At 43.0% G+C, this 24,011-nt stretch carries 18 protein-coding genes and 1 tRNA gene; 16 read left to right on the top strand and 3 right to left on the bottom strand.

Annotated features, from left to right (window positions below; genetic code table 11):
- Window positions 1–42 precede the first annotated feature (42 nt).
- A tRNA-Tyr gene (locus EXZ60_RS14030) sits at window positions 43–127 on the bottom strand.
- Between the two features lie 188 nt (window positions 128–315).
- Between EXZ60_RS14030 and EXZ60_RS14025 the strand changes: the two genes are divergently transcribed.
- The 15 genes from EXZ60_RS14025 (at window position 316) to EXZ60_RS13955 (ending at window position 17,938) form a co-directional block, all read left to right on the top strand.
- A complete protein-coding gene (locus EXZ60_RS14025) occupies window positions 316–465 on the top strand; it encodes a hypothetical protein (RefSeq protein ID WP_170899536.1) in 150 nt (49 codons plus the stop codon).
- A gap of 146 nt (window positions 466–611) precedes the next feature.
- The gene (locus EXZ60_RS14020; RefSeq protein WP_194661767.1) at window positions 612–1,664 is read left to right on the top strand and encodes an efflux RND transporter periplasmic adaptor subunit; all 1,053 of its coding nucleotides are present in this window, start codon (window positions 612–614) and stop codon (window positions 1,662–1,664) included.
- Window positions 1,664–4,774 (top strand): vibriobactin export RND transporter permease subunit VexH, encoded by a 3,111-nt coding sequence (gene vexH, locus EXZ60_RS14015; protein ID WP_277435868.1) that lies wholly within the window; start codon window positions 1,664–1,666, stop codon window positions 4,772–4,774. Before EXZ60_RS14020 ends, vexH begins: the two co-directional genes overlap by 1 nt.
- A gap of 305 nt (window positions 4,775–5,079) precedes the next feature.
- Entirely contained in the window at window positions 5,080–5,607 is a 528-nt protein-coding gene (locus EXZ60_RS14010; protein WP_013857370.1) for a low molecular weight protein-tyrosine-phosphatase, read from the top strand.
- Between the two features lie 300 nt (window positions 5,608–5,907).
- Entirely contained in the window at window positions 5,908–7,026 is a 1,119-nt protein-coding gene (gene wecB / locus EXZ60_RS14005) for a UDP-N-acetylglucosamine 2-epimerase (non-hydrolyzing) (protein ID WP_081245367.1), read from the top strand.
- Window positions 7,027–7,043: 17 nt separating this feature from the next.
- On the top strand, window positions 7,044–8,285 hold the full coding sequence (gene vpsB, locus EXZ60_RS14000; protein ID WP_017047992.1) for a UDP-N-acetyl-D-mannosamine dehydrogenase VpsB: 1,242 nt from the start codon (window positions 7,044–7,046) through the stop codon (window positions 8,283–8,285).
- 115 nt (window positions 8,286–8,400) lie between these two features.
- Window positions 8,401–9,543, top strand: coding sequence for a VpsD family glycosyltransferase (locus EXZ60_RS13995; protein WP_170888588.1), 1,143 nt, complete (start codon window positions 8,401–8,403; stop codon window positions 9,541–9,543).
- Window positions 9,540–10,949 carry an exopolysaccharide biosynthesis flippase VpsE gene (gene vpsE / locus EXZ60_RS13990; RefSeq protein WP_277435867.1) on the top strand — a complete coding sequence of 470 codons (1,410 nt, stop codon included), beginning with the start codon at window positions 9,540–9,542 and terminating at the stop codon, window positions 10,947–10,949. Before EXZ60_RS13995 ends, vpsE begins: the two co-directional genes overlap by 4 nt.
- Window positions 10,946–12,166 carry an exopolysaccharide biosynthesis protein VpsF gene (gene vpsF, locus EXZ60_RS13985; protein WP_277435866.1) on the top strand — a complete coding sequence of 407 codons (1,221 nt, stop codon included), beginning with the start codon at window positions 10,946–10,948 and terminating at the stop codon, window positions 12,164–12,166. The genes vpsE and vpsF overlap by 4 nt, the downstream gene beginning before the upstream one ends.
- Before the next feature lie 10 nt (window positions 12,167–12,176).
- A complete protein-coding gene (gene vpsG / locus EXZ60_RS13980; protein ID WP_017049472.1) occupies window positions 12,177–12,608 on the top strand; it encodes an exopolysaccharide biosynthesis acetyltransferase VpsG in 432 nt (143 codons plus the stop codon).
- Entirely contained in the window at window positions 12,608–13,948 is a 1,341-nt protein-coding gene (gene vpsH, locus EXZ60_RS13975; RefSeq protein ID WP_017049473.1) for an exopolysaccharide biosynthesis protein VpsH, read from the top strand. Before vpsG ends, vpsH begins: the two co-directional genes overlap by 1 nt.
- Window positions 13,945–15,021 carry an exopolysaccharide biosynthesis glycosyltransferase VpsI gene (gene vpsI / locus EXZ60_RS13970; RefSeq protein ID WP_277435865.1) on the top strand — a complete coding sequence of 359 codons (1,077 nt, stop codon included), beginning with the start codon at window positions 13,945–13,947 and terminating at the stop codon, window positions 15,019–15,021. The genes vpsH and vpsI overlap by 4 nt, the downstream gene beginning before the upstream one ends.
- A complete protein-coding gene (gene vpsj / locus EXZ60_RS13965; RefSeq protein ID WP_277435864.1) occupies window positions 15,018–16,190 on the top strand; it encodes an exopolysaccharide biosynthesis protein VpsJ in 1,173 nt (390 codons plus the stop codon). Before vpsI ends, vpsj begins: the two co-directional genes overlap by 4 nt.
- Window positions 16,180–16,932, top strand: coding sequence for an exopolysaccharide biosynthesis glycosyltransferase VpsK (gene vpsK / locus EXZ60_RS13960; RefSeq protein WP_277435863.1), 753 nt, complete (start codon window positions 16,180–16,182; stop codon window positions 16,930–16,932). Before vpsj ends, vpsK begins: the two co-directional genes overlap by 11 nt.
- Window positions 16,933–17,146: 214 nt before the next feature.
- Window positions 17,147–17,938 (top strand): hypothetical protein, encoded by a 792-nt coding sequence (locus EXZ60_RS13955; RefSeq protein WP_277435862.1) that lies wholly within the window; start codon window positions 17,147–17,149, stop codon window positions 17,936–17,938.
- A 163-nt stretch (window positions 17,939–18,101) separates the two neighbouring features.
- Here EXZ60_RS13955 and EXZ60_RS13950 read toward each other — a convergent pair whose 3' ends face one another.
- Complete coding sequence (locus tag EXZ60_RS13950) at window positions 18,102–19,334, bottom strand: glycosyl hydrolase family 28-related protein (protein WP_277435861.1); 1,233 nt, start codon at window positions 19,332–19,334, stop codon at window positions 18,102–18,104.
- Window positions 19,335–19,608: 274 nt separating this feature from the next.
- On the opposite strand from EXZ60_RS13950, the gene EXZ60_RS13945 reads away from it, so the two are divergent.
- Window positions 19,609–22,485: a beta-prism lectin domain-containing protein gene (locus tag EXZ60_RS13945; protein ID WP_277435860.1), complete on the top strand. Its 2,877-nt coding sequence runs from the start codon at window positions 19,609–19,611 to the stop codon at window positions 22,483–22,485.
- Window positions 22,486–22,651: 166 nt separating this feature from the next.
- Here the strand turns inward: EXZ60_RS13945 and EXZ60_RS13940 are convergent, their stop codons facing one another.
- Window positions 22,652–23,968 (bottom strand): O-antigen ligase, encoded by a 1,317-nt coding sequence (locus EXZ60_RS13940; protein WP_047689561.1) that lies wholly within the window; start codon window positions 23,966–23,968, stop codon window positions 22,652–22,654.
- Window positions 23,969–24,011 lie beyond the last annotated feature (43 nt).

Raw genomic sequence — 24,011 nt, 5'->3', positions numbered from 1 at the left:
TTTTCCCAACGTATCAATCAAGGTTTCTCTTACGAGAGAATATGGTGGAGGGGGACGGATTCGAACCATCGAAGGCGGAGCCGGCAGATTTACAGTCTGCTCCCTTTGGCCACTCGGGAACCCCTCCAGAGGGTTTTCATACAATGTGATTTATAGTGCTTATAAGGACACTATTGGCTCACAGTATGCTTAAACAACGTTTTCCCAACGCATTGCTCAAGTGCGGAGCGCATGATAGCAAACTCGCTCTCTCTGTAAAGCCTTTTTCTTATGATTTTGAATTGAATGCTGCCTTTTTGGGCAAAGGGGGGAGGAATGGATAGTTTTGCTCTATTTATACCCTTCCCACTTGAAGCTGCAGCGGTGTTTGGCTACGTTCGCTCACCCCAATCACATAGTTTATCTATGCTCATGGGGATGAACTTACTTGCCGCCTACCTGCAACTTCAAGTTGTTTGGGTATAGCCTGTGTGTGACGCCTAAAAAGCAGCCGGAGGAGGCTAAGTTATGACGCACGTTACAGATATTTAATAAGATTTACACTCCTTGACGTTCGAGCGTCGTATAAGCAGTTACAATTCAATCAGTCTATTTATTGTTGAATAAAAACTATGAAAAACACGTCTATTCTTTCGTTAATGATGGTTACCTTGCTTACCACACCGTTAAGTGCGTTCGCTGCGCAAGCGCCACAAGCCGTTGCGGTGGTCGCAGAGCGTGTGGCAACTCATCAAGTGTCTCAGTCTCTTTCACTGATTGGTAAATTAGAAGCTGAACGAGCAGTGGAGATCTCATCTGAAGTTTCGGGAAAGGTCAGCCATATTGCGATTAAAGCCAATCAAGAGGTCAAGAAAGGTCAGCTCTTAATTCAGCTTAATGATGATAAAGCCAAAGCCACACTTTCAGAGGCTCAAGCCTATTTGAACGATGAACAGCGTAAGTTGAAAGAGTTTGAACGTTTGGTCAAACGGAACGCCATTACCCAAACGGAAATCGATGCGCAAAAAGCGAGTGTTGATATTGCTCAAGCACGTTTAGATGCAGCAAACGCAAATTTAAACGATCTGCACATTAGCGCGCCATTTAATGGCACCGTTGGTTTTATTGATTTTAGTTTGGGCAAAATGGTCAGTGCAGGGACGGAATTGCTGACTTTAGATGACCTATCGGTGATGCAACTCGATATCCAAGTGCCAGAGCGTTACCTTTCGTTAATCAGTAAAGGTATGACGGTGACGGCGAAGAGTAATGCTTGGGCAAAAAACGAGTTTACCGGCAAAGTTGTGGGTATTGATTCACGCATTAACCGTGAAACCTTGAATTTGCGTGTCCGTATTCATTTCGATAACCAAGATGGCAAGCTAAAACCCGGGATGTTGCTTTCTACTAAGTTGAATTTCCCAGCGATTGAAGCGCCCATTATCCCCGTTCAAGCACTCGAATATTCAGGCACTAAACGCTATGTCTATGTGATTGATAGCAATAATAAAGTAATACGCACGGAAGTTTGGCTTGGCGCGCGGATCGACAATCAAGTGGTGATTGATAAAGGTTTAGCCATTGGCGATAAGATTGTGGTGCAAGGCATCGTGAATATGAGAAACGGCATTGTCGTTACTGAAGTCAATGTGGATGGCTCGCCGATACAAAAGGATGACAAATAATGTGGTTATCCGATGTTTCAGTGAAGCGCCCTGTGGCGGCGGTGGTATTAAGCTTACTGTTATGCGTTTTTGGTCTAGTGTCATTTTCTAAGCTTTCGGTCCGGGAAATGCCCGATATTGAAAGCCCGGTGGTTTCAATCAGTACTCGCTATGCAGGGGCTTCAGCTACCATCATTGAAAGCCAAATCACTTCGGTATTGGAAGATCAACTGGCAGGCATTAGCGGGATTGATGAAATTGAATCCACCACGCGTAATGGCATGTCACGGATTACTGTTACATTTGAACTGGGTTACGATCTCAATACTGGTGTGAGCGATATCCGCGACGCCGTTGCGAGAGCGCAGCGCTCATTACCCGATGAAGCAGATGATCCAACCGTATTCAAAAATAATGGCTCTGGTGAAGCTTCTTTGTACATTAATCTCAGTTCTTCAGAGATGGATCGAACCCAACTGACCGATTATATCGAACGAGCTTTGATTGACCGCTTTAGTTTAATCTCTGGCGTCAGTTCTGTGGATGTGTCTGGTGGTCTTTATAAGGTGATGTATGTCAAGCTCAAGCCGAATCTGATGGCTGGGCGTGGTGTCACGACTTCTGATATATCAAGTGCATTGCGCAGTGAAAATATTGAAAGCCCGGGCGGGGAAGTGCGTAACGATTCGACAGTAATGTCGGTGCGTACCGACCGAGCGTACAAAACGGCTCAAGATTTTGACTATTTGGTGGTTAAGCGCGCAAGTGACAATTCGCCGATTTACTTAAAAGATGTCGCGGATGTCTTCATCGGCGCTGAGAACGAAAACTCAACCTTCAAAAGCGACGGTGTGGTTAATGTGAGCATGGGCATTGTGCCACAGTCAGATGCTAACCCCTTGGATGTGGCGCAGCGTGTCCATCAAGAAGTCGATAATATTCAGCAGTTTCTACCCAAAGGAACGCGCTTGGCCATTGACTACGACTCGACCGTCTTTATTGATCGCTCAATTTCGGAAGTGTATAGCACACTGTTTATCACGGGTGGTTTAGTGATTTTGGTACTGTACATTTTTATCGGCCAAGTTCGGGCAACGCTAATCCCAGCCGTTACTGTGCCAGTATCATTGATCTCTTCTTTTATTGCCGCTTACTATTTCGGATTCTCCATTAACCTTATCACCTTGATGGCGCTGATTCTTTCCATTGGTTTGGTTGTTGATGATGCGATTGTGGTGGTGGAAAATATATTTCATCACATAGAACAGGGAGAGAAGCCACTGCTGGCGGCTTATAAAGGGACGCGCGAAGTCGGCTTTGCCGTGATTGCCACCACATTGGTATTAGTGATGGTCTTTTTACCGATCTCTTTTATGGACGGTATGGTCGGCCTGTTGTTCACCGAGTTCTCTGTACTTTTGGCCATGTCGGTTCTCTTTTCATCGCTAATAGCGTTAACTTTAACGCCCGTTCTCGGTAGTAAGATTTTAAAGGTCAATGTCAAACCAAACCGTTTTAATCGCTTTGTTGATCGTGTTTTTGGCCGTTTAGAAGCGAGTTACAAATCCTCTTTACGTTTTGCTATCAGTTGGAAATGGGCTGCACCGCTCGTCATCCTTGCATGCGTTGGTGGCAGTTATTTTCTGATGCAGAAAGTGCCTTCTCAGCTTACGCCTTCAGAAGATCGCGGCGTTATTTTTGCCTTTGTGCGCGGAGCGGATGCGACCAGTTATAACCGGATGTCGGCCAATATGGATCTTGTTGAGCAGCGGTTAATGCCTTTGGTTGGCAAAGGTTTTCTCAAGTCGTTTAGTATTCAATCGCCCGCGTTCGGTGGGCAAGCGGGTGATCAGACGGGTTTTGTTATCATGATTTTGGATGACTGGAACGAACGAAGCATCACCGCTCAACAAGCATTAGGGCAGGTAAAAAAAGCGCTAACGGGAATTCCCGATGTACGAGTTATGCCCTTTATGCCCGGCTTTCGTGGTGGCTCTAACGAGCCTGTTCAGTTTGTGTTGGGTGGGTCAGACTATCCTGAACTAAAAAAATGGGCTGAATTGTTAAAAACGGAAGCTGAAAGTTCCCCCTTTATGGAAGGTGCTGACACCAATTATTCCGAAAAGACACCTGAACTGGTGGTGACGATTGATAGGCAGCGTGCCGCGGAATTGGGGATCAGTGTCGCGGATATTTCAGATACGTTAGAAGTGATGCTCGGCGGGAAGAGTGAAACCAGCTTTGTTGAGCGTGGCGAAGAGTATGATGTTTATCTCCGTGGGGACGAAAATAGCTTCAATAACGCCTCCGATTTAAGCCAGATCTACATGAGAACCGCATCCGGTGAGCTTGTTACACTGGATGCACTTGCGAAAGTGGAAGAAGTGGCATCATCAATCCGCTTGTCTCATTACAATAAGCAAAAGGCGATCACGGTTACTGCAAATTTATCGGCTGGTTACACGTTGGGCGAAGCGCTTGATTTTCTAGATCAGAAAGCCATTGAAACGCTACCTAGTGATATTTCCATTAGTTACTCAGGTGAGTCAAAAGATTTTAAAGAAAACCAATCGAGCGTAGCCATTGTATTTGCGTTAGCGCTGCTTGTCGCTTATTTGGTACTAGCCGCCCAATTTGAAAGTTTTATCAACCCGTTAGTGGTGATGTTGACGGTGCCGATGGGTGTGTTTGGCGGCTTTCTTGGTCTATCAATTATGGGACAAGGTATCAACATCTATAGCCAAATTGGGATGATTATGCTGATCGGTATGGTGACCAAAAATGGCATTTTGATCGTTGAATTTGCCAACCAGCTGCGTGACCGAGGGGTTGAGTTTGAAAAAGCAATTATTGATGCTTCAGCAAGGCGCTTACGGCCAATCATGATGACCGCCTTTACTACTTTAGCAGGTTCCATCCCATTAATTATCTCGACAGGAGCAGGCTATGAAAGCCGAGTTGCGGTGGGTACAGTGATTTTCTTCGGTATGGGTTTTGCCACTTTAGTCACTCTGTTTGTTATCCCTGCTATGTATCGTTTGGTCTCGGCATCAACACGCTCTCCAGGTCATGTTGAAGCTGAACTTAATCAAGAACTGCTGCATGATGTTAAAACCAGAAGTGTTCACTGATTAACGTATCAAGAGCCTGCGCCCTGCAGGCTCTTCTTTGTTCATCGTTCACACCTATTCCATTCACCGTTATCTATGCCCATTAGATGAAATCACATGCGGCCGGCTTATCACATCAAGTTATTTGAATATACAAGCGAGATATCAAATGGTTAATGCCATTTTCGATAATCCATCAAAATAGCCAGTTCATTTTTCCTATTTAAATCTTAGGTATTAATTATAGATAGACTCAATTTTGAGACACCCATTGCAATGCGCCTTGCGATACTCTATCCACCTCTTTAATACAGAGACAAAATGAAGTGAATGCATCAGTAATGGCCATGGAAAATAAAAAACTCTCTATCCTCATCGTATGCATGGGAAATATATGCCGTTCACCGCTTTCTGAAGCTGTTTTGAGCCAAAAAGCGCAACAACATGGAATTAATTTATTTGTTGAAAGCGCTGGTACTGTGAATTATCAAGTGGGCCGAAAACCAGATCCCAAAGCAATATCTGTCGCTGAGCAGCGTGGCTATTCAATGTCAAATTTAAGAGCAAGGCAGGTTTGTTCTGAGGATTTCGAAAAATTTGATCTTATTTTTGCCTTAGATAAAGCCAACTTAGCGGATCTGATTGACATTTGTCCTGCTAAACATAAAGAGAAACTTTCACTGTTTCTATCGCATAGTCACATCGGTGTCACGGAAGTCCCTGATCCTTACAAAGGAAATATTCATATGTTTGAACGGGTTTTGGAACTGATAGAGAGCGGGGCCCAAGGGATCATCGAACATATATCTAAACAATATCAATTAAAGGAAAGTGCAATGAAACTTTGTGTGTAGCACATAGAAAGTTTTATATGACTTTTTGATTACCTACCCCAAAAAACAAAGCAACAGTTTGGCAATTAATTTCTACTCATAGTTTGTAAGTAGGTGATTAAATATGGGTGGTTAATAAGTTTTCTCTTATATACATAAAGCAAAAAAATGTGAAGAAAATGCGCATTCTAGAGGCGACATCTAGTGGCGGTAGCGTATTTAACCGTTGCTATTCACCATTTTTATCTGCTTTTTTGAAGAAATAGCGTTGAACAGTTTGTTCTTAACAGTCGTTTAGTTTAGCCCAAGGAAATAAATAAAGTGAAAAAAATACTCATTGCGTTTGGTACACGACCTGAAGCAATTAAAATGGCGCCTCTAGTTCATCAGCTTAAACAAGATAACCGCTTCGACACAAAAGTATGCGTCACTGGCCAGCACAGGGAAATGCTTGACCAGGTTTTAGAGTTGTTTGAAGTGGTGCCCGATTTTGATCTTAATATCATGGAACCAGGGCAAACACTGACGACAGTAACGACTAAAATCTTGAACGGTATGGAAACGGTTCTAAAAGACTTTCAACCAAACATCGTCTTAGTTCATGGCGATACCGCTACAACGTTTGCGACTTCACTTGCTTGTTATTATCAGCAAATTGCAGTCGGCCACGTTGAGGCTGGGTTACGCACCGGCAATATCTATTCTCCTTGGCCTGAAGAAGCGAACCGCAAGCTTACGGGCGCATTGACTCACTACCATTTCGCACCAACGGCAACATCTCAACAAAATTTATTGGATGAAAATTATTGCCTCGAGAACATCCATATTACTGGGAATACCGTCATTGACGCCTTGTTTATGATCCGTAACAAGATTCATAACGAGCAAGATCTCAATGCTACGCTGGCACACCAGTTTCCGATGCTTGATAACAATAAAAAACTCATTCTTGTTACAGGCCATCGTCGTGAAAGTTTTGGTGATGGATTTGAGCGTATTTGTGAAGCCTTATCCATCACAGCAAAGCGTCACCCTGACTGTCAAATTCTTTATCCGGTACATCTTAATCCGAATGTTCAAGAGCCCGTCAATCGTCTTTTAAAAGGCATTGAAAACATTTTCTTAGTGGATCCACAACAGTATTTGCCGTTTGTCTATTTGATGGACAGAGCACACATCATTTTAACCGATTCCGGTGGTATTCAAGAAGAGGCACCGTCGCTAGGGAAGCCTGTATTAGTGATGAGAGACACCACCGAGCGACCTGAAGCGGTAAGCGCGGGTACGGTCAAGCTGGTTGGGACTAACACACAACTGATTTGTGAAGAGTTAGACCGGTTGCTTAGTGATGAGCGCGCTTACCAACTCATGAGTCAAGCACACAATCCATACGGTGATGGCAAAGCCTGTCAACGTATCGCCGACATTCTAGCAAGATAAGATTTAAGGAAAATAAGATGTTTAATAAAGTTTCTGTGATTGGTTTAGGGTATATCGGCCTGCCAACGGCTGCCGTTATAGCCTCGCGTGGTATTGAAGTGATTGGCGTAGATGTCAATCAACACGCTGTCGATACAATCAATAAAGGTGAAATTCACATTGTCGAACCGGATTTAGATATCGTAGTTCGAAGTGCAGTGATGACTGGTAAACTAAAAGCAACCGTGACAGCTGAACCAGCTGATGCTTTCTTAGTGGCGGTACCCACACCATTTAAAGGTGATAATCACGAGCCTGATCTTAGCTATATAGAAGCCGCGGCCAAAGCGATTGCACCAGTTCTGGAAAAAGGCAACTTGGTAGTGTTGGAAAGTACTTCCCCAGTCGGTGCGACAGAAAAGCTTTCCGCATGGCTAGCAGAGGCTCGCCCTGATTTAACTTTCCCACAGCATAAAGGTGATACGGCTGACATTAAAGTAGCGCATTGCCCAGAGAGAGTTTTACCGGGTTATGTACTACAAGAATTAGTCAGCAATGACCGAGTGATTGGTGGTATGAGTAAATCGTGTAGCGAGAAAGCGATGGCTCTGTATAAAACCTTTGTTAAAGGCGAATGCATCATCAGCAACTCTCGTACGGCGGAGATGGCGAAATTAACAGAAAACTCCTTTCGCGACGTCAATATTGCATTCGCGAACGAACTTTCCCTTATTTGTGAGAAATTAAAAATCAATGTTTGGGAATTAATTAAATTGGCCAACCGCCACCCTCGGGTCAACATATTAAACCCAGGACCAGGTGTTGGCGGGCACTGTATTGCAGTTGACCCTTGGTTTATTGTTAACAGCTGCCCAGAAGAAGCAAAACTGATTGCTGCTGCTCGTCATGTTAATGATGGTAAACCACACTGGGTCGTTGATCAGGTAAAACAAGCCGCAGATCAGTTCAAAAAACCAGTCATTGCCTGCCTAGGTTTGGCCTTTAAAGCCGATATTGATGATTTACGTGAAAGCCCAGCTTTAGACATCACTTTGCATTTAGCACAAGACAATATTGGACAAATTCTAGCGGTAGAGCCAAATATCCACCAATTACCGGGTAAGTTAACAGAACATGATGTTGAACTAGTCTCGCTAGAGCGTGCTTTAGAGTTAGCCAATATCGTTGTGGTGCTGGTTGATCATCGAGATTTTAAAGAAGCAGATAAAACGGCGTTTGCTAAGAAAGTCGTGATTGATACTAGAGGTGTGGTTGCTTGAGTTCACCTAATCTTGCGCTCAAAAAATAAAGACTAATGTTTACACAACTCTGACTACTAGAGAAAAGTGGTCGGGGTTAAACGTTTTGTTCATTGATGAAGATGGAATCGAACTGATGAAAAAAGTGTTACTGATCATGCCTATTTCAACCCTGAACTGGGGAGAAGAAAATATAGGTGGCGTGGATTCAGTATGTCAAATGTTGGTACGTCAACTTGCTGATCAAGAGCGCCCATATCATTATCGGGTTTTAGCGTTTGATCCGCTCAATAATCACTCTTCTTCAGGCGAGATTATCCAGCTATCAAAGAATGTGGAAGTTGTGGTTTGCCAGCTGCGTGAAAAGCGATTTGGACTACCTCTGCCCAGTCTATTATCTACCTGGTTACGTATCCAAGAGCAGTTGAGGTTTTTTCAGCCGGACCTTGTTCATGCTCATTTAAATAGTTGGATGATTGGAATTGGGTATAAAACCCGTAATGTTTTGACGTTACATTCCTACCGAAAAATTGGGCGTAAGCCTGTTTCAAAACTCAATGATTTTGTTTATGAGCAAATAATTCCTTGGGTGAGCGACTTTTCTGTGGATGCCTATACGTGTGTCGGTGAAGTTTTACATCAGGCACTGAAACCCGAAACGGCCAAGCCGATTCGGGTGATAGGTAATCCGGTGAATCAGGAATACTTTATTCAGCCTTCTCATACCTTTTCAGGCTCTTCGATTCACTTCGTAACTTGTGCGCTTATTTCTCGTCATAAAAGGATTGAATTAGCAATTTCATTATTACGAGAGCTGAAAAAACTCGGTCAATTGGCCACTTTATGTATCATTGGTCCCAAGGTGGATCACGTGTATTCCATGGAGTTGCAACAGTTAGTCCAAGATTATGGACTTGAACAAAATGTGCATTTTCTTGGCAAGCTTAATCAAAAAGAAATTGTCCAACAATATCAGCTTGCTGATGTAGGCATATTTACTTCCGCTCAAGAAACATTTGGTTTAGCGCCGCTAGAAATGTTGGCAGCAGGATTACCGTTGGTTACAACTCCTGTAGGGATTTTAGGTGAGCGACAAGCAACGTTTGCTAAGTTGGGGGTGGTTTTCATGCGAGATGGCGAGGAAGCGGAGATTGCAAAGCGAATGAATGAGATCAAAATGGCCGATACTCAAGCGATTCAAGCTTATTTACGCGATCAGTTTACAGCAGAAAATGTGATTGAACATTACCAGAATCTTTATCGAGAGGTGCTGAGTTGATTGCTAGCCTACTCAGATATGCCCCTGTGCAGGTTTTTGCTGCTTTGAGCGTTTTTATGCTAATCGCCGTACAAACCCGTTTCCTTACACCAGAAAATTATGGTGTGTTAGCGGTGGCTATGGTGGTTCTCGAACTCGTGCGTGCTTTTAGTACTCAATGGCTCAACACGTCGATGTTACGTCTCTACCCCGGGTACTCGGATCGGGAGCAAGTCCAACTCGTTCAAACCATTTCACTGCTGGTTATTATCGGATCTTTGCTTGGCTTTATTGTTATCGCCGCAACTTTATTCATTTATCAGCAATTGAATTGGGAACGATTATTGATACTGGGTGCTTTACTGTCGGTTAAATCGATATTTCAATACCAGTTAGAATTGAGTCGCTTAAATGAGCGATTGAGCGCTTATCGTCAAGCGACCGTATTGCAGTCAATTTCTGCGGTAGTGCTCTCCATCCTTTCGCTCTCTTGGGCGGCTACTATTGAGTCTGCGTTATTTGCTTTAACCTTGAGCTTTGGCATTGGAGCTTTAGGTCTGGGTTTTCCTAGACGGCCTGAATGGCATATTGCTACGTTAAAGCGTCTGCTTACTTACGGTATTCCGATCATGTTAGCGGGAGGAATTGGCGTATTAGGGGGAAGAGTCGATCGTTTATTTATCGCCCATTTCGTTGGGATGAACGAAACGGGTATCTATGCTGCGCAAGCCAACTTATTGATGGGAGTGCTGGGCTTAGTTTTCATGGTAATTGCTATGCCTCTCTATCCTAATTTGGCCAAGCATGCGGAAGATAAAATCACCCTTGTGAGTCAGCATAAAACCTATCTGCATTTATTGGTTACCCTTACTTTTCCGGCTCTACTTGGACTTGGCATATTACAAGAAGAGATCATTAGGCTCTTTTTGGGTGAGCAATATCTCAGTAGTTCTACCGAACTATTCTGGGTGTTAGCGATCGCTGTTTATCTGATTAATTTTAAATGTCATTACCTTGATCATGGTTTGCAGTTTCTATCACAGACTCGCAAGCTGCTATGGGTTTCTCTCTCGGGCTTAGTAGCGAGCATTTTCCTACTACCTTTTATGCTCAATCAATTTGGCATGTTTGGCGCGGCTATCACCTTGCTTATAGTGAGTGGCTTAGTCGCAATACTCTCTTTTATCAGCTCATGGCGATCGGGGTATCGTTACGCTATTGGCATTGATAGCATCAAAGTGATCATTTCGGCACTTCTGATGGGCGGCTACTTATACGCAGTGAAACAGTGGCCACTGGCGATCCATTCATTATTCGCTCTAGCCTTTTATGTCACCTCATCATTGTTGTTTTATGGCATCTGTTTGTGGTGCACTAATGCTTTTAGTGCACGTCAACGTTTATTCTCAATCTGGAGGCCCAATTGAGCGAACGTAATCTCATTCGATGGATGATTCTGATTGTCCTCAGTGCATTTCTGCTGGGGGCTTTTTTACTCGAAAATATGGGCATTCAGTACGTTTCAGAAGGCGGGAGCCCCATACTCAAAATTCATGTCTATTCCTATTTGACTATGGGAATTTTTGCTCTGTTGATATTACGGGTAGGGCTTTTTAATCTTATTAAGCCTTTGAATGAGCTTAAAAAAGCATGGTGGCTGGCCATGGTATCGATGCTGGCCGTTATCTTATACGGCTTTATGCGATTCGGTACGTCGGGACTCGCTTATCTTATTGATACGATTTTTATCCCTTTGGTTGTGGTTCCTGTTGTATACGGGTTATCCGATACAGCTAAAAATCGATTACTGGCTCTACTCGGCTATCTTCTATTTCTTAATGCTTGTATTGCTATTATTGAGCTTATTTTGGTGCAGAGTATTGTGGCTGTAGAGATTGGAAGTTTTTCAACTTTCCGTTCGACCGCATTTTTGGCTCATCCACTGAACAATGCTCTCATTACGGCATCATTAACGCCGATTGTGATGCGTTATACACGAATTCCGGCGGCTTTGTATGTCTCTGTTATCGTGCTAGCCCTGTTTGCTTTTGGAGGGCGAGCTGCGTTGGGGATTTTCCTATTGGGAAATTTTCTGATGCTGTTGCCCAAATTACGTGACTTTTTAGGCCAAGGCGTTCGTTACCACAAGTTGAAATTCGCTTATCTGCAGGCCTTGGTCTATTTCTCTGTGATTGCCGTTATTTTGACCTTAGTGTTAACTCCTATAGGCGAGCGAATACTGTCTAAGTTGTACATCGACAAAAGTGCCGAAGCTCGATTCGATGTTTTTATTTTGCTTGAACAGCTTTCACCTTCGGAGTGGGTATTTGGCGCATCTCATGGATTACTTAGTGATATCGCCTTTTATATCGGGATCAATGTCGTGGAAAACTATTTGATTGGATGGGTTCTAAACTTTGGCTTACTGGGGGGGATTGGTTTATTACTGGCAACTTACACTGTTCCAGTGCGCTTGATTTACCGACAAGAATTTCCTGCTCAAGTTGCTTTACTCAGTTTTATGTTGATATCACTGACTAACAATGCACTAACGGTGAAGACCCCCGCACTAATGTTATTAGTTGTGGCTTTAGTCTGTCGTTATCGTTCATCTGATCGCTCGTTGGCGAACAAGAGTTATTAGGAGATAAGAAATGTGGTTGTATTGTGTTGGCCATTTCTTCTATAAGCGCCGCATACCGCTATTGCCTCAGGTTTGTAATAGTTTGATTCGTTTGGTTCATAACTGTGCGGTCTATAGTCAGTCTGAAATTGGTAAGGGGACTGTCTTTGGCTATGGAGGAATTGCGGTTGTAATTCATAAGCGCTGTGTAATCGGCAAAGAGTGTGTGATTGGAAGCAATGTAACTATTGGTGGCCGTTCTCGTTCACATAATGTTCCAGTGATCGGTAATTACGTCTATATCGCCACTGGGGCAAAAGTACTGGGTGATGTTCGAGTCGGTGATGGAGCCGTGATTGGTGCGAATGCTGTGGTACTTGAAGATGTCCCCCCTTACAGCGTTGTGGTCGGAATGCCCGCCAAAGTGATCAAAACAAATATTAATCCCAAGGACTTTTACTGATGTTTACAAGTTCACTTTATGTTAAAGCACCAATCTGGCTGCAAAATGTAATGCTTTCTGTGCGGGCGCTTTCACGTAAGATGGTCAGAGAAAACGGCGAGATGCGCGCCGTTCTAAAAGAGATCCAGGCTAATGAGTTTTCGCGCACCCATTTAGGCGATTACCAACAAGATAAGCTTCAAAACACCTTAGCTAATGCTCGTAATCATGTACCGTTTTATCAGAATTTAGACTTACTCAATCTTGAGCTTGAGGCTTTTCCATATCTGGATAAAGCGGTATTGCGTCATGACCACGAGCAGTTTATCTCGCAGAACAAACCTTCTGTGGTAGTGAAAGGGGCTACAAGTGGTACAACCGGCACGCCTCTGACTATTTTGCAAGACATGAATTCAGTTATTCGTGAGCAAGCCTTTGTCGAAAGACAGTTGGCTTGGGCGGGGTATCGTAAAGGTGATAAACGAGCGTGGATCAGGGGCGATATGGTGGTGCCATTGAGTCAAAAACAAGGGTCGTTTTGGCGCTACTCCTGGTTTGAACAGATGATAGTGCTTTCATCTTTCCATCTTACATCGCAAACGATACCTAGTTATCTGCAAGCTATGGTCGATTTTGGAGTTGAAGTGATTCAAGCATATCCTTCTTCGATTGCTACGTTAGCCCGCTATTTAGAGGCTAACCAAAGTTATTATCCGGCGAAGCTCAAATCCATTATCACTTCATCAGAGTCTTTGTCTGCAGAAGATCGCCAAGTTATTGAGACGCGCTTTGGCTGCAAAGTGTTTGATTGGTATGGCCTATTTGAAAGGGTTGCTGCAATTGCTAATTGTGAGCATGGTCGTTATCACGTTCTCACCGATTACTCACATGTTGAATTTTTAGATGCGGGAAATGGTACTCATGAAATTGTTGGCACTAATTTCAATAATAGCTACTTTCCTCTAGTCAGGTACAAAACTGGTGACCATGTCGTATTGTCTGACGAGAAGCAGTGTCCATGTGGGAGATTCTACCCAATAATTGAACATATTAAGGGACGTGTTGGTGATTATCTCGTCGGCGAAGATGGTCAAAAAGTGCATATCCTGAACCATATACCTAAAGGTGTCACTGGGATTATAGCATGCCAATTTGTTCAGAGTGAACGTGGACAGATTGTGGTGAAAGTGGTGGCGGATGCTGAGCAATTTAATGAAGAGCAGCAACAAAAGTTAATCGGTAATACTCAAGCTCGCTTAGGAAGCTCGTTAATTGTCACCATAGAAATGGTGGCAGCGCTTGAGCGTACCGGGAATGGTAAGATTCGACAAGCTATCTGTACTATCAAGGATGTGTTGTGAGAAAAGCGATTAATCTAATGGTCGCCACTGACCTGAAAGGTCAAGGTGGCGTGGCAACTGTGGTTTCAACGTACGCTGATTGCGGTTTTTTAGAGGAAAACCAAATCAAGTTGATTGCTTCACACTCAAGTTTAGACCACGGACAGAAATGGCGAATGACATTACGCTTTATGCTGGCTCTCTGCCAATTGTTGTACTGCTTTGTACGTTACCGAGTTGGCCTTGTGCATATTCACATGTCATCACGAGGTAGCTATCGACGTAAATCTGTGATTGTGCGCCTGGTTAATATTTTGAAAGGTAAGGTTATTTTGCATTTGCATGGTGCTGAGTTTCGTGATTTCTATCGAGATGAGTGCAATGTGGATCAGCAAACTCACATTCGACGTACTTTTGCTCTAGCTGATCATGTACTGGTACTATCCACTCAATGGCTGACATGGCTACAAGAGGTGATAGGACGAACACAAGGTGTTTCTGTGCTGTATAACGCCGTACCCAGTTTGGCTTTAGATCGCCATCTTGCTCAACCAGGTCGTATTGCCTTCCTTGGTCGTTTAGGCACGCGCAAAGGTGTGGGTGACCTGATTCAAGCTTTTGCGTTAGTCAAACAGCGTTGTCCTGAGGCGCAGCTTTATCTCGCTGGCGATGGCGATATTGAAATTTATCAAGCTATGGCTAATAAAATGGGGCTCGCTGACTCTGTGTACTGCTTAGGCTGGATTGCTGGTGAGGCGAAGACCAACTTATTGACTCAAACGGATATTTATTGCTTACCCAGCTATAACGAAGGCTTTCCAATGGGAGTGATAGAAGCCATGTCGGCAGGTATTCCCGTGGTAGCAAGTCGAGCGGGTGGGATTCCTGATGCGATCAGCGATGGTGAACAAGGGTGTTTAATTGAGGCTGGCGATGTGGTTGCTTTAGCGCAAGCACTAGGAGATTTGATTGAGCAACGTGCGGAAAATCGACGTATTGCTACGGCCGCTAAACAAAAGTTTGCCGAAAACTTCTCTTTGCAGGCGGTGATCCCGCGTCTACAAACACTCTACGATGAGCTATTAAAATCATGAAATCGACGACTGTAGCTGACATTAGCCAATGTTTATTGAATAAAGCTCGTACAGAACAATTCGCTGGATATGACCCTTTTGATGGACTCAATTCAAGCTGGTTCAAGCGCTTGCCGATAAGCAAAGACTCGACTTTCGGCTTAGCATGGATCCAGTTGTTCAAACGCTCTCCCCTTAATCTTCGACCATGGCTAGGTGTGCCCAAAGCGCGAAACCCTAAAGGCGTGGCTCTGTTTATTCTCGGATTAATCGAAGAGTATCAAGTGACAAAAGATCCCGTTTTGCTCACAGAAGCGGAGCAACTTGCGCTGTGGCTAGTGGCTCAGCGTTGTGATGAGCAAATCTGGCATGGTGCCTGTTGGGGGTATCATTTTGATTGGAAAGCGCGTGCGTTCTTTGTTCCCAAGGGGAAGCCGAATGTGATCACGACAGTCTATGTCAGCCGTGCCTTACACCAATTGGGGCAACTGACGGGGCGAGCTGACTGGGTCGAGTTGGCGCTGCGCAGTGGTGATTTTATTGCTGGCCATTTATTGACTCAAAATGAGAGCGGGAAGTTTTTTGCGTATATCCCCGGGGAAACGGCGTTTGTGCACAACGCCAGTTTGTGGGCGGCAGCTTGGCTGGCCGTGGTCGGTCGAGAAACGTCTCGCCCAGACTACACCGAGTTGGCATTACGCATTGCGCGTAATAGTGCTCAAGCTCAAGCTGCCGATGGCAGCTGGGCCTATGGTACTCGTCATCATCATGTGTTTATTGACGGATTTCATACGGGCTACAATTTAGATGCACTACACCTCATACGAACTACTTTAGCGACAAACGAATTTGATGAGGTGATTGCACGCGGTTTTTATTTTTACAAGCAGCATCTATTTGAAGCCGATGGAACAGCGAAATATTACCATAACAATCCTTATCCACTGGATCCGCACTCAGTATCACAGGCAATTATTACCTTACTCAGTGTTGGAGGTGAGGAGAGTGATGTTGTTTTGGTTAAACGCGTCATTCAGCGTGCTATTCAAACGCTGTACATGCCCGAGCGGGATCAGTTTGTTTATCAACGTAACAAACGTTGGGTTAATCGAATTCACTACGCGCGCTGGACACAGGCGTGGATGTACTTTTCATTCCGTTTTTATTTAAGAATTACCAATGAGGAATAACCGATTGAAACGCATTAATTTTCTTGGTAGCCCAATGGATGTGGCTTCGATGAGTGAAACTGTTGCTCTGATCCGCGATCGCATTTTGCGACAAGAGTTTACCCAGCATGTGGTCGTCAATGTTGCTAAGTTAGTCAATATGCGTAAGGATTCTGAATTGGCTCAGTCCGTGACCGAGTGTGACATTATCAATATCGATGGTATGGGTGTGGTTTGGGGCGCGCGCTTTTTAGGTCACCAAGTTCCCGAACGAGTGGCGGGTGTTGACTTGTTTCTAGAGCTCAATGCGATGGCTGCACAAGAACAAATGCCAGTGTTCTACCTAGGCGCAAAGTCGGAGATTGTTGAAAAAACGGCTGCGGCCATGCAGGCAAAGCATCCACAATTAGTGATTGCGGGTTATCACCATGGCTATTTTTGGGATGATGAACACGCGATAGTTGAAAAGATCCGTCAGTCAGGTGCAAAACTTCTGTTTGTTGCGATCACATCACCGAAAAAAGAGAATTTTATCAACCGCTGGCAAGAGCAGTTGGGTGTGTTATTTGTGATGGGGGTAGGGGGAACATTTGATGTTGTCGCAGGTCATGTTTCTCGTGCACCCTTATGGATGCAAAAATCTGGGTTGGAATGGTTATATCGTGTATTACAAGAACCTGGAAGAATGTGGAAGCGTTATTTAGTGACCAATAGTCGTTATGCTTGGCTACTACTTAATGAAAAAGTAAAACGAAAGAATTAAATTGACCAGGTGAAAGTAAACTTTAGTTTATTTTTGGGGAAATTATTAGTTGAATCAATTCTGTTTATTATTATTAATACTTAGTCAATGTAATTGTCTTAGATTTGATAAAAGCTGATCCTTTAATAAAAAGCGGATGTATTTTCTATAGTTATCAATTAGCCTTAGCGCCAGTTGTAAAAACAAATGGTTGTCTAACTTTAAAGGATCTATCATGAACAAACGTCATTATTATCTGGCATCATGCTTGGCATTGTTATTTTCAACTGCTTCTTATGCGGAAGTGGATTGTGAGTTACAGCCAGTGATTGAAGCAAACCTTTCATTAAATCAAAACCAGTTGGCACGTAACGGTGGATATATTGCCAGTCAGCTAGGGATCCGTAATGAAAGCTGTGAAACAGTGAAGTTCAATTACTGGCTATCTATTAAAGGTCCAGAAGGTATCTACTTCCCAGCCAGGGCTGTAGTTGGGGTGGATACAGCGCAGCAAGAGTCTGATGCTCTTACTGATGGTCGCATGTTGAATGTTACACGTGGTTTCTGGGTTCCAGAGTATATGGCTGATGGTAAATATACTGTTTCTCTTCAAATCGTTGCAGAAAATGGAGAAGTATTTAAAGCCAACCAAGAATTTGTGAAAGGGGTCGATTTAAATAGCCTACCTGAACTCAATGGTTTGACTATTGATATCAAAAATCAATTTGGTATTAATAGTGTGGAAAGTACCGGCGGTTTTGTTCCATTCACCATTGATTTAAATAATGGCCGTGAGGGAGAAGCTAACGTCGAATTCTGGATGACAGCGGTAGGTCCTGATGGTTTGATTATTCCTGTCAACGCGAGAGAGAAATGGGTTATTGCTTCAGGTGATACTTATTCAAAAGTGCGTGGAATTAATTTCGATAAAAGCTATCCCGCAGGTGAATATACCATTAATGCTCAGGTTGTAGATACTGTCTCTGGTGAGCGAGTTGAGCAGTCAATGATAGTGGTAAAAAAATAGTTTTATCTAGTGACCTAACCTTATGTGTATAAAAACCGCCTTTGGCGGTTTTTATTGTACTTTTTGAATGGTATAAGCAATATATTCTTAACGTTGAATTGCATAGTGGTCGCTTACTCTTGAACTCGATTAAATAGTTGCATCTTGCTGGTGGTGCCACTTATCAATCTTTAATAACATCCTGTATATGACAATTTTCATTATAAATTTGTTCATTGTTTTTAATGTTAATAAGCTTGCTTTTATCGTCAATTGAGATGAATTTACTATATGGTGTTAATTGATACTGATTTCCAGTAATGTTGACATTTTCAAATGAAACCAAATCATCTTGGCTGTTAGTTCGGATAATCGATTTATATTTTTTTTCTATTTCAGAACCAAAGTAAATCCTTTCAAATGTATTATTGCTAATTTGAATGTTTTTAATGGATTGATTGGTTGGGTTATTTTTACTAAAGCTTTGTAAGCGTATTCCTTGTTGAGCAGTATCAAAAAAATTGCCAATAATTGAAATGTTACCCCATTGAATGTTTTGCTCTGTTCTAGAGTTAGGGTAAATATTTATGGCAAATCCATTTATGTTATGAAAAGTGTTTCCTGAGTAATAAACGTCTGAATAATAACTGACTTCATTTGCAGTACCATTAATATTTTCAAATTGGTTATTAATGACTTTGGCGCTTTTGGTATCGGCCCGTGCTGATAATTTTAATTTACAAGCATTAAATTGATTATTGTCAATAATAATATCTTGCGTGCTTGGCCTTTCTGTTCCCACAGCCGCTTGCGTTGTGGTTACTTGAGCACAATGTTCAAAGCGATTGTGGCTAACTCTGATTGACATCGACCCGGGTGGTATAGAGTAGTCCTGGCTTGCTGTGGTCATACGCAATGCTGCGTCACCAAAGTGGATAAACTGATTTTGAACCACTAAAGATCCTTTGGTGCTACCAAGGTAAACCCCCTGTTCTCCCCACATAGGTTTTAGATCGCCATTATAAAGTCCCTCAAAACTAAGACCTTGTAGCTTGATGTTTTGTGTATATGTTATATGGAGTAAATATTCACCATTAAATGGACTACATTTCTTTAATTTACTGTGTATGGAGCCAATAATTTCAATGTTATTCTTTTCCTTTAAATAAAGGGTTTTACAAATCTGATATTCGCCAGAGGGAATAATCAGTACATTATTATCATTTAATTGATTCAGTGCATTTTGAAATGCGGATGAATCATCCTCTCCATCATTTGCGATGGCACCATATTCTATTACATTATGAGAAACGACTTCAGCGATAATAGCTGGGCTTAGGCTGAGTAAGATAAGTGAAATAAATATGTAACGCAAGATGCCACCCTCTTTATCTAATTGCTTTAAGTATAACAGCACCTATAAAACGCTTCTTGAAAAAACAGAGAGATATTCACTGTAGTCGGTTCGTTTCTCAATTTTGAGATGTCTCATTAGTGAGGCGTAAAAATAGGCGTGTTGTGTTGAAATATCCCTTCCATTTATTGATAATTCCGTCGGATTTTTATTGGCAATTTACGATACCAGTTCACCAGTTCCTAGGTTTGAAAAATAATAATTACAAAAAAAATCAACCAGATGCATATCGTTTCTGGCTTTGAAAAATCAACCCCAAGTAAAGGGAGTCTTACAGATGACGTCTCAATATATTGCACTTGCTGTCAGTCTTTTGTCGCTAAGTAGCACCGTGGCTCAAGCCACAACGAATGAAGCCGAAGGGTGTATTATCAGCCGCCTGAATGGCGAAAAATATTGTTTGAATGTAGGAGAGCGCTCGGGATACTCCCTACCTAGCTGGATTTATGCTCATCCAGTCGATGTACAGGCTCCGAGTGGTGTCTCTGTCATGCTGAGTGATTGGGACAACCTGTCTTATAACCGTTTGGCTGTGTTCAATCGTTATACTGGCAACGAAGATCTTAAGAATGTTAAGGCCTACAACGGCGCTTATTTAGATTTTTCTAAACCACGCTCAATGCGAGTGCTGGCTTCTGAAACTTATCCAGAGGCTTGTATCGTTAGCCGCCAAACGGGTGAGCGTTTCTGTTTGAAAGAGGGTGAGCGCTCAGGCTACTCATTGCCTGCTTATATCTATGCTCATGAAGTGGATGTGGAAGCGCCACAAGGCTTAGGTGTCATGCTGAGTGATTGGGATAACCTCTCTTATAACCGTTTAGCGGTATTTGGTGGTCATACTCAAAATGAGCAGATGCGAGCAGTCACAGCCTACAATGGCGAAACTCTTGATTTCTCAAAGCCTCGTTCAATGCGTGTTGTTCCTTATGAAGGTGACAGCTCTGCACTCAATATGAAGCTTAAGTGGTCTTGGCAAGGCAGTGCTTTCCAACCTAATTCTAACCAAGTGATGGTTACGCCGGTTGCCGCGCAACTGAATGATGACAATGGCGATGGCAAGATTGATGAAAAAGATGTCGCAGATTTGATCGTAGTGACATTTGAAGGAAACAAATATGCCAATGGCGGTTTAGTGCGTGCTTTAAGTGGTGTGGATGGTTCTGAGCTGTGGAGTTATGCGAATGGTGGTGTGATCGCGGATGCGCGTTATTCTCCTGCCGTAGGCGATCTGGATGGTGACGGAATCGTTGAAATTGTTACAACCAACAATCGCGATCAATTCATCACGATTTTGGATAACCAAGGCAACATCAAAAAACAGATCCCAACCACAGAAAGTGGCTGGCGTATTGTTGGTGATATCACGTTGGCTGATTTAGACCATGATGGCAGCGTCGAAATTCTGGCTGCAGATGGTGTGTATAACTACCACACAGGGCTGATTTTTAACCACCCTTGGGCACCGTCATCGATCAACGTTGATGTCGATGGCGACCAGCAACAAGAAGTCTTTTCAGGTGGTACTCTATTTCAAAATAACGGCGCGATCAATTGGCAATATCATGCCAATGATGCAGTTTGGTTCTCTTCGCTGGTTAACCTAGATAATGATGCTGAGCCAGAGATTATCGCTTCAGTTCCTGCTTCTGCATCAACTGGGCATAACGCACGTTTTGCTGTGCTAGAACACGATGGCACCATTAAGTGGGAAATCAACAATACTGCCAATCCAGGCGGTGGCGTGCAGGCGGTATCTAACTTTTTAGGCAAAGCTCAAGCAGTTGAAACGACTGAGTTCTCAAAAATCTACGGTTATCAACCTAATAGCAATCCTGCTTCTATTGTTTTGGCGGTCGATGGTAAAATCTCTGTTCGTTCAGGATTCGCGATTGATGCGATTGGTGCCTCTGCTTCGACTTTAGTCGGTGGTACGGGAGGCAATCTTAATGCCGCAGTTAACGTCAAAGATATTAAAGCGATTGATCTGACTTGGGGTAAATACTATTGGGGTGGTTATCATTTATTGGCGCTCGATTTTAGAATGAGCAACGGTAGCGTGATTTCTATGGGCTCTAAAAACTATGCTTATTCCAAGCAGACCGAGCGCTTTACTGTACCAGCAGGTAGTCGTATTAAAGGCATTAAAGCTTGGAGCGCTGGTTGGCTGTTGGACGGTGTTCAGTTTGAGTTAGCTACGCTAAATGGTACCAATGATCTGGATGTAAAAGGGATTGTTTACGCGGGTTATGCCGCTGTCGATATGTATAATAGCAAAGGTGAGCGCGTTTGGTCTGTTGCGAACGATGATACTGGCAGCGGCAAAATTGGTGTGTCTGCCTATGACTTTGATAATGATGGTATCGATGAAGTACTCGTGCAAGACCATGCTCGTGTACGTGTGTTAGATGGCAAAACGGGTAAAGAACGTGCTTCGTTAGCGCACTCAACGGCGACACTTTGGGAATATCCTATCGTGGTCGATCTGGAAGGTGACAATAATGCAGAGCTGATTGTTGTTGCTAATGATTTTGATAAAAACTATGTCGTTAATCATGGTGTGTTTGTTTATGAATCGGCGGACAGTGCAAAACCTTGGAAGAATGCGACTCGTATTTGGAACCAGCACGCTTTCCACCTGACCAACATCAATCAAGATGGCACTTTACCTACTTTTGTTGAGCCAAGTTGGTTGAGCCATAATACATACCGTTCGAGTACATTACGTGCAACGGTGGGTGGTGAGTCTCCAATTTTTGGTTACTCAAATACTCAGCAATCGCAACGTGTCGTGACGGCGGATAACCAGATGTATCTGCGTTCTGGTTTTGCGATCGATGCGATCGGCACGACGGCCAATAACTTGGTGGGCGGCCCAGTACAAGGTACTAACGGTGGTGTGCTAAGAGCACCGATTGCTCTTGATCAATTGCAATCCGTGGAAGTTACCTCTGGTCTTTATAACTGGGGTGGTTACCACATAGTGGCGATTAAGTTCACGATGAAGGATGGCTCTAGCGTGTTATTGGGTTCAACCCACTATGCGAGCAACAAAAAAGTTGAAACGTACACTGTGCCGCAAGGTAAACGCATCAAGCAGATTAATGTTTGGACTGGTGATTGGTTAGTTGAAGGCTTGCAGTTTGTATTCGATTAATTGATATCGTTTTAATTCAATAATTGAAAATCCCTCGAGACAATCGAGGGATTTTTTATTAACCAGATATGGAGTAGGAATTGTTTTGGACGTATACCATTCCTACTTGAAGCTGCGCGGTGTTGGATACATTCGTTTACCTGCAACTTAAAGTCGTTTTTATATATCAGGAATATTTTGAACGAGTGACCAGACTCGGCATTGAATTTGACCAGTGTCCCATCAATAAACACAGCAAGAAATAAAGTGTTGTTGCGGGAGCTTGAAGTGGGAAATCAACACTCATGTGTATCAACATACCAATAATAGCCATCATGGATGATAATCCGATCCCTTTCATCAATCTATTTCTGCGGTTTTTAAACGCATAAAATGCGCGTTGGGCGGCGACTAAGATCATTACACCTAATATCGAAACCATGACAAGGCCTGATTCTAATGTGAATTGGATGTAGTCATTATGAGCATGATCGTAAAACAGTTTTACTTTCCCTTGATTGTAAGAAGGAAAAGTGGAGTAGAAAGTACCAGCCCCAAAGCCAGTCAGAGGCCTTTCTTGTATTGCAACTAGGGAATATCTGACAACATCATCTCTTGATTCACTTTCCAAGCTAGTTTCAATAAGACGTTGTTTGACTTTCTCCAATCCAAACCATTGGCTCACGATGAACGTATCAATGATGAATAAACTGATTATAAGCACATAAACACTTTTGGGTTTCGGCTTGTAAAACAATAGCAACAGCACACAACCTACGGTTAGGGCGATAAAGAAAGCCATATTTCCCATTCTTGAGCGTGTTAAGACTAATGCAATCACCATGATCACGAGCCCTAAACGTACAAAGGCTTTATCAGACAGCAACACGGCTAAAAACTGTTTAGTGATATTTCTAAATCCGGTTTTATGTGAGCTATCGAGTTTTGCAATTAATAAGCCAAATCCAATGCAGAGATTCAGCATCAAGAAGTTTGCCAGATGATTATGATAGACAAAGCTTCCGGAGGCTCTATTTCCTAGTGGCAGCTTGAAAATTATCGAATGATCTAGGTTGAGTAGCAAAATCACGCCAGCGTAAAAGCCTTGGCAAATTCCACTGCTAACCATGACTACTGCGAGAAGTTTTAATTTTTTAGGTGTGTCGATAAGGACAAGAGCAATAAGACAAAACTGGAAATAGTGGAGCGATTTGATTGCAGAGACAAAGACTAAACTAGGATCCTGAGTTATACCAAGTTGTGGAATACTTTGGATGAATGACCAGCAAGTGATAAGTGCGATGGGAATGATGACTAATTTTCCCTTTATCAGACAGTTTTTCCAGTGCTCAAAAGAGTAGTTGAATAAACAGGCAATAAGCAGCAATGCAATCCAGATTTCATTGAATGACCATGCTAATGGGCGATTACTACCTAAAGGTATGGGCAGCCAAAATATAAAAATGAGAAATATTGGGAAAATGGATTTTTCTATTAGACGCATACTATTAATATCAATTAAGAAGGGCAGGAATATACCTGCCCTA

Origin of the sequence: Vibrio sp. 1151_11 (assembly GCF_029478525.1) — a bacterium.
GTDB classification, from domain to species: domain Bacteria; phylum Pseudomonadota; class Gammaproteobacteria; order Enterobacterales; family Vibrionaceae; genus Vibrio; species Vibrio anguillarum.
Note: the sequence above shows the minus strand (reverse complement) of the source record. Positions and strands in the feature narration are given on the sequence as shown.

Excerpts from the sequence above, each read along its gene's own strand:
- EXZ60_RS13945 (WP_277435860.1), top strand. The coding sequence starts at position 19,609 with ATGACGTCTCAATATATTGCACTTGCTGTCAGTCTTTTGTCGCTAAGT.
- EXZ60_RS14020 (WP_194661767.1), top strand. The coding sequence starts at position 612 with ATGAAAAACACGTCTATTCTTTCGTTAATGATGGTTACCTTGCTTACC.
- vpsj (WP_277435864.1), top strand. The coding sequence starts at position 15,018 with ATGAAATCGACGACTGTAGCTGACATTAGCCAATGTTTATTGAATAAA.
- EXZ60_RS14025 (WP_170899536.1), top strand. The coding sequence starts at position 316 with ATGGATAGTTTTGCTCTATTTATACCCTTCCCACTTGAAGCTGCAGCG.
- vpsG (WP_017049472.1), top strand. The coding sequence starts at position 12,177 with ATGTGGTTGTATTGTGTTGGCCATTTCTTCTATAAGCGCCGCATACCG.
- vpsH (WP_017049473.1), top strand. The coding sequence starts at position 12,608 with ATGTTTACAAGTTCACTTTATGTTAAAGCACCAATCTGGCTGCAAAAT.
- vpsK (WP_277435863.1), top strand. The coding sequence starts at position 16,180 with ATGAGGAATAACCGATTGAAACGCATTAATTTTCTTGGTAGCCCAATG.
- vpsB (WP_017047992.1), top strand. The coding sequence starts at position 7,044 with ATGTTTAATAAAGTTTCTGTGATTGGTTTAGGGTATATCGGCCTGCCA.
- vexH (WP_277435868.1), top strand. The coding sequence starts at position 1,664 with ATGTGGTTATCCGATGTTTCAGTGAAGCGCCCTGTGGCGGCGGTGGTA.
- EXZ60_RS13940 (WP_047689561.1), bottom strand. The coding sequence starts at position 23,968 with ATGCGTCTAATAGAAAAATCCATTTTCCCAATATTTCTCATTTTTATA.
- EXZ60_RS13955 (WP_277435862.1), top strand. The coding sequence starts at position 17,147 with ATGAACAAACGTCATTATTATCTGGCATCATGCTTGGCATTGTTATTT.
- EXZ60_RS13995 (WP_170888588.1), top strand. The coding sequence starts at position 8,401 with ATGAAAAAAGTGTTACTGATCATGCCTATTTCAACCCTGAACTGGGGA.